Raw genomic sequence first — 12,439 nt, 5'->3', positions numbered from 1 at the left:
GAAGCAGGATTTGAGCGGAGAAGCCTCCGACCCAAATATAACTTCTTACATACATCTTGTCTTTATATAAGATCATGTTTTTATTCATCATCAGAGTTCAGAATGTATTCTCTGAAAGAGAATATCATCTTTTGAACTTCAACAACGAGGTCTAAACATTCCTTTAATTTGTCTTTAGAGCCGTAGCCCCTTCGTTCACATATTAATAATTGCGTCTCTACTTCAAAAGAAGAGGTTAGGGACGTTGTTAAGAATTCGGCAAAATGTGCCTTAGTCCTTTTACCCGAACCTTCCGCTATGTTAGACGGAACTGAACAGGAACATCTATTTAATTGGTCAATCAGATTATATCTTTCCTCGATAGGTAATGCTTTACAATAATCATAAGTTAAATCAGTAAGATCCATCGATTTTTGCCAAATCTTCAAGCTCTTAAAATTATGCCTCATCATTATTTGATTCCTTTTACCTTCTTTCTTGATTCCTGACTCTTGACTTCTTGCCTCTATTCCACTACTTTTCCTATTAACGTTGCCGTTGTGCTGCGCTCAATGAGTACGTTAACGTATTCTCCTGGTTTATAGCCTTCGCCAACCGGGAAAATCACCATCGCATTCTGATCGCTGCGGCCGCAATAGTCTTTGTCTGATTTTTTGGAGAAGCCTTCAATCAGTACGCGCTCTACCCTGCCAATGCGGGCTTGCATTCGGTAAAAAGAATACTCCTGTTGTTTGGCTACTATCTCGGTTAAGCGCTTCTGTTTTACTTCTTCGGGGATATCGTCGGCATAACGTTTTGCCGCTAATGTGCCCGGCCTTTCGCTGTATTTAAACATGTAGGCAAAGTCATACTTTACGTAATCCATCATGCTTACCGTTTCCTTATGTTCTTCATCTGTTTCACTGCAAAAACCGGTAATCACATCGGTTGATATAGCGCAATCAGGGATGATACGGCGAATGGCATCGATCCTGTTGATGTACCATTCACGGTCATAAGTACGGTTCATCAGATCAAGGATCCGGCTGTTGCCTGACTGTACCGGCAGGTGGATATAGTTACAGATATTATCGTATTTATTGATGGCATAAAGCACCTCATCGGTAATATCCTTTGGATGTGAGGTTGAAAACCTAACCCGCAGATTAGGGTTGATCAAGCCTACCATCTCCAGCAGGTTGGCAAAATTGGTTTCAGCTTCTGATACTGAGTTTATAGCTTCCGGCTCAGAACCTTCAACTTTCGACTTCCACTTATATGAATCCACATTTTGCCCTAACAAAGTAACCTCACGGTAGCCTTTGTCAAACAAATCCTGGCATTCGGCTACTATTGATTGCGGATCGCGGCTGCGTTCGCGGCCGCGGGTAAACGGCACCACACAAAACGAACACATGTTATCGCATCCGCGCATAATGGATACAAAGGCATTAATGCCATTGCTGTTTAAACGCACCGGGCTGATATCTGCATAAGTTTCCTCACGCGACAGCAGTACGTTAACCGCTTTTTGCCCGCTGTCAACCTGGTCAATCAAGTTTGGCAGATCGCGGTAAGCATCCGGGCCAACAACAACATCAACTAATTTTTCTTCTTCCAGAAACTTTGATTTCAGGCGTTCGGCCATACAGCCTAATACCCCCACAACCAGGCCTGGATTTTTTACTTTGGCAACGGTAAACTCCCTTAAACGGTTACGTACGCGTTGTTCGGCATTTTCGCGGATAGAACAGGTATTGATGAAAATAACATCAGCTATGCTATAGTCGGAAGTGGTTTCAAAGCCACTTTCGGCCAATATAGAGGCAACAATCTCACTGTCAGAAAAATTCATGGCGCAGCCATAACTTTCAATATAAAGCTTGCGGCCGTTATTTTTAGCTGTTTCGGCTTTTAACATTAACGCCTCACCCTGCCTGCTCTCATCATGTGTTTTATCCGGAATAAGCAAATCCATCATTTATATAAAAAATTAGTTTGCAAAAATAAACAAAATTTAAATACATAAATGACATATTGTCAGTATTAAATAAAATCACCATTTACTTTACAAAAAACGGGTAATACTTCCGTACTACCCGCCTTATCTATTCAATTTATGTTATTACTTATTGCGTTAACGCTACGGTATTGGTGTTATTAATTTGCCATATAGCTGCTCCTGGTGTAGGGAAGCTAACACCCTTAGTACTGCCCTTAACGCTGTTATCCTGGCCAAAGTAATACAGCGGATGCCCTTTGTACACTAATTGTGTTTGCCCAAACACAGTTATCACATCAAAATCGGCCTTATTTAAAATGGATGGAACATTTTGAACCGCTGTTACCGCATCAATTGGCCAGTTGGCATCGTGTGCCGCCACACCGGTGCTAAATTTGTTTGTTTTAAACGTGTCTTTTGTAAACAGGTACAAGGTACGTCCATTTACATCAGTAATGTATTGCGAGTTTTCGGTACCGGCAATGCCTTTACTTGTGTATTGATTACCATCGTTACCTATTAGCTGTGCATAGGAAACCATAACGGTATAATCAGGCTTTGCCACAAACCATGATTTGCCAACGCCATCGCCATTAAGGTCATTGGTGACAACATCTTTTGAATAATAATATAAAGGCCAGCCTTTATAGGTAGTTTGCTTGTTTCCGTCGGCATTGGTGATAACGCCAAAATCGGTTGCCACCAGGCCGGTGCCAATTGAAGGATTTTCTTTGTAAAAGGCAGGCCAAACAACAGCGCAGCCGCCGGTACAGTTGGAAACATTAGCAGCATCATCAGAGAACAGATAAAGCGAACGGCCATTGTTATCTGTTATAATACTACCAAACGTGCCGTTTGTGCTAAGCTGTACGCCGGTAACAGCCGGAGGAGTGTTGGGTTTGTCGTGATTTTTTTTACACGATGCCGCTAATAAAGTTAAGGCAATTGAGCCCGTCAGGGCTAAATACATTTTTGTTTTCATCGGGAGTCTTATTGATGTTAATACTGGTTATGTTATAGATATAACGCCATGAATTTCCCGGGGGTTGCTTCACAGTTAAGCAAAACCTTAATATCAGTTAAACACCAGCATGTAAACTATAATATCATCTGCCCGAAGAATGATGAATTAAGCATGAGTTTTAACAAAAAACAACCTATTCAGCTGCCATACTGTAACAAAAGTTACTAACTTGCTGTTAAAGTATTAAAACACAAGTAAAAAATAACAACCGGTAAATGGCGCTAAATTTTTTAAAGCACAAGTGGCAAAAAAGGACATTTAAATTTGTGCTGATACCGGTGATCGTGATACTGCTGCTGGCCGTAGTTGTAAACAGGTATTGGTCGCCAATTTTGGCCGGCAAAGTAAAGGACGTAGTGTTAAGCAGCAGCGACAGCCTTTACAGAGCTGATTTCTCTGATGCTGAATTGCATATCCTGCAGGGGAAGATCATCATTTACAATATCACCCTTAAGCCCGACACAGCCGTTTACAATCAAAAAAAGCGTTTACACCTGGCGCCAAACACGCTTATTGAACTTAAGGTAAAACGATTAGTGCTTAACCACGTGCACCCATTTAGCCTCTATTTTCACAAAAAGCTAAACATTGGCCAGATCATTCTGAATGAGCCCCAGCTAAACGTGAGCTATCAACTAAACCATACTAAAGACACCGTTGTTAAAGACCGCCGTACAGCCTGGCAGCGCATTTCCAAAAGCCTGAAATCAATTCATATCGGCGCCATTTTACTGAATGATGTCAACTTAAAATATGAGGATTACTCGGGTAATAAGGTGGCTATTTCTAAGCTTAAGGAACTGAACTTTAGTGCCAACGACCTGCTGATAGATTCGGCTACGCAATATGATAAATCGCGGTTGCTTTACTGCAAGGACGTCATCACCGAATTGAATAACTATACCGGAGAAACGCCGAGTGGCCTGTACACCTATAAGATCAGGCATCTTAAACTTTCCACACTTACCTCACGGTTAAATATAGAGGGGCTTGCAATGCAGCCTGCAAAATCAGATGTTTTCTTTGGGAAAAGCCAAAAAGACAGGCTTGGCTTCCTGGCCGATTCTGTACAGCTCAACAATTTTGATTATTTAAACTATCATAAATACCGTACTGTTTCTGCATCAAACCTCACTGTTGCAGGCGGCAAAATAACGGCCTTTACCAACCCGGGTAAAAAGCCCGATTCATTGACTGATAAGGTTAAAACGTTCCCCAACATGATGATCAGGAAATTAAATCTTGATCTAAGGATCGATACCATGAAACTTCACCATGTTGATGTGATATATAACGAGTTTAATCCAAAAGCTCAAAAAACCGGAACTGTTGCATTTTATAACACCAGCGGATTTATTTATAATATTACTAACAACCCATCGGCCATAGCTAAAAACAATATTACCAGCGTTGATCTGACAACCTACTTTATGAACCGCGGCAGGCTCGATTTGCAAATGAAATTTAATTTAAGTGATGCGGATGCCGCCTTTAGCTATAAAGGCACATTAGGTCCTATGGAATTTGGAAGGTTAAATCCTGCTACCATGCCTTTGGCTATGGTAAAAATGACATCGGGCAGTGTAAAAAAATTCAGCTTTGATATCCAGGCCAACAGTAAAGTATTTAAAGGGAAAGTTGATTTTTTATTTAACGATTTAAAGGTGGTATTACTAAAGCCTGATACCGCTAATGACCGCTTCAAAAGAAAATCGATCATGTCGATATTTGCTAACCTGTTTGTGATCAGGCGCAGCAACCCCGATGATAAGGGAAAGCTTACTTCATCCTTAGTAATTTATAAGCGCCCTAAAGATTCCCCGTTTTTCAAAACCATCTGGAAAACGCTGCTTACCGGCATAAAGCCATGCATCGGCCTTGATGAAAAAAGCCAGAAGGCAACCAAAGACCGTATCGACGAACATCTCGAAAACAAAAAGGAGCGCTTAAAAAACAAGGCAGATCGTCAGAAGAGAAAAGCTGAGCGTAAGAAACTGATGGATCAGGGGAAGTTTTGATTGGTCTTCAAATTCATCTCCGCTTCAGTACATCCCTAAATCCAGTATACGGAGTTAATTTCCCCTCGTCAGCTTGTTTTAGTGATTCATTAACACCCTTAACCACAAAACCCGGGTAAACTTCATTCTTTTGTTCAAAAGGAATTTTCATGGCTTTCATAACTGCTTTTAAAGCTACCATCTGCTCTTTATTCTTGGGGTAAACAATTAATGCATCCATATATAAAGTTATTTAACTACTTTTTGAATGTAATGACGCATAGTTGCGTCTCCCATCTGCAAATTACTTCAGGTTAAGCAGCTATATAAAGAGGCCTATCCTGCGGGAGACGCAATTATGCGTCTCTACGTAAAACACACTAATTTCAGATCCATTTAACCCACACGCTTCATCCAACTTTTACTGCAGCAACAGCTTCAAATTAATTCCAAAATTAGTAAACGAGGTATTAAACGTTTGCGAAGTATATGGCTTAGTAAGGTTTGAATCGTAAAACAAATTCAGGTTAAAGCGCTGGTTAATTACATAATCAATAGATGGCCTAACTGTTATATTTTGCGCACCTGATGAGATCTCGGCCGATTCAACATCTGCCCGGTAAATAAGTGTTTTATTATCGCGGAGCGAAAAATCGAGTTTAAAGTTCACATCCTTATGCTGGATACCTTCAAACCAGCCAAAGGGAAAATGGAAATCTTTGGTGTGATACCCGAAGCCTAAAACAATGATCTTTTCATTTTGCTGTGCCAGCTGGCTGTTAAGCATGCTCAAGCTTAGCGAACGGCTTTCCCTGTATTCGGCATTGGCGGTCATGCTGTTCTTGAAGCGCATGCTTGCACCCAGCAACGGTACAAACTGCTCAAAAATGGTAACCTGCGAAAACTGGTACAGCGGCAGGAAATCATTATTCAAATCGCGTGATGAGGCAGCGCCATTGGCTTCACGGTATTGCAGCAGCGATGTAAAGCCACTTACGTTATAGGATGAACGGTAGCCATGGCTCAAATCAAACGAGTCAAAAATATCCTGGAACCAGGAGATCTTACTGAGCCCGTTATACGTTACCTGCCAGTTAGGAATTGGAATTTTAGGAAATTGTGACAGGTTACTGCCCGAGGCATTTTTACCCGCATAAGCCGCCAAAAACGCCGGCACTATTACATTTTGTGAGTTTGGCCCGTAACCATCAGCATAGCCATCTGTGGTGCCTGCCGAATTTGGATTTGTACGCCCCAATCTTTGCGATATCACTGAACGCGCATCCAAAAACTTCTGGAAAGTGCTGGATACATTATTGATCCCCTTTGCCGATTCAAAGGCAGTACCAATAGTCAGGAATGATACACTATAGTTGCCTGACGTAATCGGGCTTAATGTTTCAATACTATTGCTTGATGCCAGGTATTTAAAGTTAGCCTGGTAATTATGATCCTGGGTTTTAAAGGCCGTAAGCTCGATACGCAGGTCTTTAAAGGGCTCAATGATCCCCCTGAAGTGCATATCCTCATTAAGGGAAGTACTATATAACTGATTTTGCAGGGTGTCTTTGGTTATCCATCCATTGGCAACAGCTTTGGCCCTAATATCTGTTTGGCTTCCCAATAAAAAGCCCAGTCCCGGCGCATTGCCATCGGCACCAAAAAAGCCCGACTGCGGTAAGTATCCAGGCAAAAACGTACCCTGCGTACGGGTGTAGGTGGCGCTCAGGTTTTTAATACTGGTTAGCAAACCAATCAGGATATTGTTCTTTTTATTGTTAGGATTATTGGCCTTGCGGATAAAGGGAAACTTATTGTAGAACGAAGCCAGATTAAGAGTTGGATTAAGTTGAATAGCCCTTGAATTTTGAATGCTGTTCCCCACATCATAATCAGCACTGTTAATAGCAAACAGCGGCTGCGTTTGCCAGTTAAAGTGCGTACTGTAACGCGCTATGGCTGTAACCCAATCCAATCCCGGAATTTTATTGATCGGTACCGTGTAGTTAAAATTGATGGTGTGATTATAATTGGTGGTACGACCAAGCTTTTTCAGGTTATCCCAAAGGGTGTCACGCTTTAAACCATTAATGCGACCGGCAGGTTCATCTACTACCGAAAGGTTTGTAGCATCAATATCCATTTGCAATGATTTCGACAGGTTCCAGCCTATACCGTATACACGGGTGATGTTGAAATACTTATTGAATGTAGTTGTGGGGATAGGGATATAGTTATTGGGATCATTATCGCGCAGGGTATTCTCAGAGTAAAAACGATCGAAATTAATGCTGAAATTCAGTCTTGATGGCAGCAGGCTAAAGTTCAGGTCCCGGAACAGGGCCAGCATATTGCTTTTAATGATCTTAGCGAACGGACTATAGTATTTAGGCTGATTGGTATAATTATAAGCGAGTGTGAGGTTATATGTTTTCTCTACATCGTTCTGGGTTACAAAATCATGATGGTTGTATTCGGTGTAAGCATAGGTGGCATTAAAGTTTTCAATATCCCAAATGTGGTTTATAGCATTTTGATTTGTCCTTGCCTTGTGTACGTTGGTAAAATTGATGCTTTTTCGGGTGGTAATATCAATGGCTGCGTTTCTGATAGAGTCGCGCTCTTTGGTACTGGTTGCGGCGGCCAGTGAAGCTTTCAACTCAACATCGGGCGCACCGGGATCATATTGCGGCATGCTCCTTTGCGATGATAAATTGATATAAGCAGGGATGTGGATACCGCTTTTATCCGGGAAAAACTTACCAAGCTCCACATTGGCCGATACATCATAAGTTTGATCATCGCTCTGGCTCCTGTCGTTCAGCCTGGAATCAAGGGTACCAAAACCGATGGTTGTTTTACTGCCCGACACGGTGATATCGGCAAAGTCGGCAAGTTTAGCATCAATTCTCGCGGTAGCCGCCCAGCCACCACGCTGATCAAAATCGGTAAGGCGCAGCTCATCAAACCAAACAGTTCCTGATTTATCCAATCCATCATCCGGAAGCACATTTGTGCCTTTATAAGGGTTACGCACACCAAGCATAATGGTACGCAGCTTGCTTAAGTCGGGCTGGCCTTTGATATAAACCACCTTATCACCCTCTGTGTATTTGAAAAGCTGGTTGTAGGCCACGTTTGAGTGATTACGTGCAAGCTTGGCACGGATAAGCAAATCAAGCTCCAGGTCCATTTCGTTAACATCGGGCCATATAGCTGCCGGATCACTGGTACCTGGCTGGGTTATTTTCAATGGCAATTCGTACTCGTAATAGTTATCCTGGTAATCAACCCCCAGGCGAATAAAAGCGTTCAAATCATTATCCTTTAAATAATCACCTTCGCCGTGAATAAACATTTGCAGGCGCTTGTATTTGCGCAAGTCATTATAAAAAGTACGGAAGGCAGCCCTTGAATATCCATCGCGCAGGCTTTTAATATTTAGCGACAGCGATTGCTCGTTAAGCTTGGTATTGGTTTGCAGGTTATTGTAATTACGCTGGCGGTTAATACCGGGCGGCACTACATAAGGGATAGGCGTACGGTTACCGTTCTCTTCAATATTTACCGCCTGCACATCAATGGTTGAATTATCTATCGGCGGGTTTTGGATAGCCGGATCAGCAATTACGTTCAGCGGATTTTTTTCGGTGTTGAAAGCGCGCCATTCGCCGCGCACCAGCTCAAGCGTTGCGAAACGAAGTACGGCAGTATCGGCAAAATTGGTCATGAACATCCTCATAAAACGGATGGCCTTAAAATCCTGAATGTTGCCCACTTTTGATTGATAATCAGTGATCGGGATGCGGAACTGGTACCAGTTTACCGCCTGCGTTGTACCGTTGGGCAGTTTCACCTGCGCAGTAACTTTATCGCTGATATAGTTTTGACCAACAACCAAATCTGCCGGGCGCATGGATACTTTATACTGGAAGTACGAATCTTCCTGGCTCATGTTGTTATCCCGGTTAATGTCCTCACCATCGGGCAGGGATGTTGAAGCCGAATTTTGCAGGCCAAGTTCAGCTTGTGATTGCTGGGCTGTTTTTGAGTTGCCATCGGTACCGTTGTATTTACTGTAACGGTCAAGGATGCCGGCGCGGGCCTGGTCAAGCGCGGGGCCCTGGTAATATTGGTAATCGTCTGATGACGGGTCGGCGGTGTAAGCAGTTGCTGCCTGAGCGTTCAACTGTCCTTTTATCTGCTGAACAACGGGTGCAAATTTGGTTTGCTCGTCCTGGTCGTTCATGCCGTCCAAACCAACGTCCTGCAGTTTACGGGCATCGGGGTTGTTATCAAAAGCATTAACTACCGGCTGCAGTTTGGATACCCTGCCCCAGTTGGTTTCATCAACCTTGGTCAGGTCGCCATCAACGGGTAAGCTGTTCTCTAAACTTTTACGCCCGTCTTTTAAGATATCCTCGGAGATTGAACCTAAGTTAAAGTACAGGTCACCACCGGCCGAGTTTGGCTTGTATATGAACGGATCAAGAACCCAAAACTCAATGTATGATACGTTTAATGATTCAAAGTCGTTTGTTTCCAGCTTCCGGAACATACCGCCCCAGCGGGTTTTAGGATTTTGCAGGGTGCCATCGGGGTTTATGCCGGTAGTAGTATAGTTATACGGACCGCGAATGGTTGGGTAAAAAGCCATGTTCAGCGTAGCCAAACTAAGCGGCTGGCCGGTAGCCGACTGTTTGTAAGGGAAAACTTCCTGCTCAATTACCTGCCTTACGTAGTGATTGGAAAGCTCGCTTCTTGTTATCGGGATTGAGCCTGTATTGGTATAAAATATAGGGTCGATATTGTAAAAGGCCAGCCTTGCACGGTTATAACCATAGCTCAGGTTATCAATCAATGCCGATTCGCCAAACAGTTGCGGGGTTCCTGAAATCTGCCAGCTATTGGCTCCTTTAACATCTATTACCGATTGGCTGTTTTCAAAATCATCCAGATAAGATGTGCCATTTTTCGAACCTGCAAAATTCAGCGCTCCAGGGCTGCCGGGCATCAGCTTGGCAAACTCGCCATAAAAATTAATGGACGATGGCACCTTGGTATGGATCCCGGGGATCTTATCAACCAACCTTGTTAAAAACCTTGAGTTTGAACTATAATTAGCATCAAAACCCCAGATGGTATTTGAAATAGATTCTTCGCCGGCAATTTCATTTTGGGTGATAGGTTGTTCGGTAAGGTGCATCAGGGTAGCACCTAATTGAAGTTTATCGCTGGCATGATAATCAAGCCTTGTGCCATACAATGACTTTTGCTGTACGCCAAACAATTCGTTATTCTCCAGTTTTACGGTAATGGGCTGACCGGAGGATAGCAGCGCCTGGTTCAGAATCCTGATCCTGCCTGCATTATAATCAACCGTATAATCATTCCCCTCTTGTAATTTCACAGTACCGGCTGTTACATTCACCGAACCCTGCGGAATATTAACCGCATTTAATTGATACTCGGATCCGCCTGTTGAAGTATAGGTACCTTTAATCACATACCTGTTCAGCGCCGGAAAGTATTGCTGCGCGATGGTTTTGGTTGAATCATATAATGGCTGGTAAACGTATCGTTTCACCAGGTCAGTCTCACCTGGTGTAAATTTGGCTGCCAGATCCGAACCAAATGGTTCCACCACCGGGAACGAGATCCGCCCGTTTTGCGAATCGATGGTGATCCCCTCCAAAAAGTCGAAGTAGCCATCAGGCTTTTTATCGCTTTGCTGGTTGAGGTTATCCAACCCCGCTACCTGGAGCCACAGTTTACCTTTTAGGTTTTGCCCCTCTTCCATCACCGTTTTTTCGATCCCCGATTTATCATCAAGGCGGGTAACAGTCAGCTTAAAATCGGTAGGTGCTATTTGGAAAGCGCCAAGGGAGTAGATATTTTTCATCATCAAATCCCAGGTTGGCAGGTTGGTTTTCAGCAATTCGCCTTTCAGCAACTTTACGAACAGTACATTGGGTGTATTAGGGTTAACCGCTACGTCGCTACTAAATTCACCCACCTGATATTGTACACCATTAACGGTGTACTGGTAAGCGACCGCCAGGACCTCATCATTATTTAAGGGATAATTTAGGGAGATATAACCTAATTGCGGGTGCAGGGTATATTCTTTATCGGTAAGCTTACGGGCGTAGGTTAGTTTTGAATAGTTATCTGTACTGGTAGGCCCCTGGAAAAAGTTGGCAACATCATTGGAGTTGGTAAGCCTTGCTCCTTGCGGTAAAATTGTTAACAGGTTGTTTGATTGCTGTGCAAAACCGGGGCCTTTAAAACCGGCAGGCAGGGCGCTTCCGCCGCCCACAATTTTTGTTTTATTGTATGGATTGTTTTCACCAAGGTCGATAAAGCCCAATATATCGCGCGAATCGGTAGTTACGTTAGTGCGGTTGGTTGTCCAAACCTCAATTTTGGTAATGTTGATATTGGAGCTGATGATTGGGATATTGGCCAGCGCCCGGTTATAATTATTCCTGAAATATTGCGACAGGAAAAAGTGCTTGTTGGCTTCGTAATCGGCAGGTGTTAAACGGAACTCGCCCTGTTGTGAACCATTGGTAATGGTTATCGTTTTTGACTGCGACCGTTGCTGCGAAAAGATACTGGTAACATCCAGCCGCCCAAACTTCAGTTTGGTTTTAACACCAAAAAGTGCCTGACTACCTGTTATCAGCGTGGTGTTGAGCGGCATACTTACCGTACCTGCTTCAATTTTTTGAATGATCTCGTCCTTCGATCCTGTATAGTCCAGCTTGATCTGGTTTTCAAACTGGAATTGGGCATCGGTATTGTAATTGGTGGTGATCTTTAATTTATCGCCTATGTTACCTGTTACATTTAGCTGAATGCGCTGATCAAAATTAAAGTTGAACTGGCTGCGCTGGCGGGTATTGAAAAGCGGGTTCTCGTTTTTATTTACCTGCCCGGCCATGATCATCTCCGCCGATCCCTGCGGGCGGATATCAATCACCGAGCTGCCAAAGATCTGTTCAAACGTGCGGCTCCTGACTTTTATAGGCGGTATAAAGCCCGGTTGCTGCGAATCATAGGCATAGTTATCTGCCAGCTGCTGAAAATAGCCCCGTTGGGTTGATCTTTCCTTAAGTTTTAAGTACTGTGCAAACGTAAGGTATTGCGGCGGGCGATAAAGTAAATTACCTACCCTTTCATACAGAATATAACGGTTTGTGACCGGGTCATATTCAATGGTACGCACCAGGTTTGCCGGGTCGGTATTGAAAATACCTTCCCTCATCCGCTGGCTTCGGGGCGCGGTCAGGTTTATCGGAATATTGGATTTGGTTGTATCATTTTTAGCCGCAGGCGAGGGCTTTTGTTGTGCATACACATTCCCCAGCCCCCCGAACACCACAATGAACAACACACTTATAAGTGTCTTATAAGTAAATACTTTGGTCAAAA

Annotated in this window: 6 protein-coding genes; 1 reads left to right on the top strand and 5 read right to left on the bottom strand. The window is 43.3% G+C overall.

The window, feature by feature from the left end; genetic code table 11:
- Positions 1-80 precede the first annotated feature (80 nt).
- From ACFFGT_RS27720 to ACFFGT_RS27710, 3 genes are all read right to left on the bottom strand, one after another.
- Entirely contained in the window at positions 81-449 is a 369-nt protein-coding gene (locus ACFFGT_RS27720; RefSeq protein WP_223266126.1) for a four helix bundle protein, read from the bottom strand.
- A gap of 56 nt (positions 450-505) precedes the next feature.
- Complete coding sequence (miaB, locus tag ACFFGT_RS27715) at positions 506-1,960, bottom strand: tRNA (N6-isopentenyl adenosine(37)-C2)-methylthiotransferase MiaB (RefSeq protein ID WP_377025761.1); 1,455 nt, start codon at positions 1,958-1,960, stop codon at positions 506-508.
- A 148-nt stretch (positions 1,961-2,108) separates the two neighbouring features.
- Positions 2,109-2,963, bottom strand: coding sequence for a hypothetical protein (locus ACFFGT_RS27710; RefSeq protein WP_377025760.1), 855 nt, complete (start codon positions 2,961-2,963; stop codon positions 2,109-2,111).
- Positions 2,964-3,220: 257 nt separating this feature from the next.
- Between ACFFGT_RS27710 and ACFFGT_RS27705 the strand changes: the two genes are divergently transcribed.
- Positions 3,221-5,023, top strand: coding sequence for a hypothetical protein (locus ACFFGT_RS27705; RefSeq protein WP_377025759.1), 1,803 nt, complete (start codon positions 3,221-3,223; stop codon positions 5,021-5,023).
- Positions 5,024-5,036: 13 nt separating this feature from the next.
- On the opposite strand, the gene ACFFGT_RS27700 is transcribed toward ACFFGT_RS27705, so the two are convergent.
- Both ACFFGT_RS27700 and sov read right to left on the bottom strand, forming a co-directional pair.
- Positions 5,037-5,243 (bottom strand): DUF2683 family protein, encoded by a 207-nt coding sequence (locus ACFFGT_RS27700; RefSeq protein WP_377025758.1) that lies wholly within the window; start codon positions 5,241-5,243, stop codon positions 5,037-5,039.
- 180 nt (positions 5,244-5,423) lie between these two features.
- Positions 5,424-12,437, bottom strand: a complete 7,014-nt coding sequence (gene sov, locus ACFFGT_RS27695; protein ID WP_377025757.1) for a T9SS outer membrane translocon Sov/SprA — start codon at positions 12,435-12,437, stop codon at positions 5,424-5,426.
- Positions 12,438-12,439 lie beyond the last annotated feature (2 nt).

This window comes from Mucilaginibacter angelicae, assembly GCF_042434235.1.
Classification (GTDB): Bacteria; Bacteroidota; Bacteroidia; order Sphingobacteriales; family Sphingobacteriaceae; genus Mucilaginibacter; species Mucilaginibacter angelicae.
This window is presented reverse-complemented; position numbering and strand designations above follow the sequence as displayed.

What these genes read in the sequence shown, in the direction of transcription:
- miaB (WP_377025761.1), bottom strand. Translation starts at nt 1,960, where the DNA reads ATGATGGATTTGCTTATTCCGGATAAAACACATGATGAGAGCAGGCAG.
- ACFFGT_RS27700 (WP_377025758.1), bottom strand. Translation starts at nt 5,243, where the DNA reads ATGGATGCATTAATTGTTTACCCCAAGAATAAAGAGCAGATGGTAGCT.
- ACFFGT_RS27710 (WP_377025760.1), bottom strand. Translation starts at nt 2,963, where the DNA reads ATGAAAACAAAAATGTATTTAGCCCTGACGGGCTCAATTGCCTTAACT.
- ACFFGT_RS27720 (WP_223266126.1), bottom strand. Translation starts at nt 449, where the DNA reads ATGAGGCATAATTTTAAGAGCTTGAAGATTTGGCAAAAATCGATGGAT.
- ACFFGT_RS27705 (WP_377025759.1), top strand. Translation starts at nt 3,221, where the DNA reads ATGGCGCTAAATTTTTTAAAGCACAAGTGGCAAAAAAGGACATTTAAA.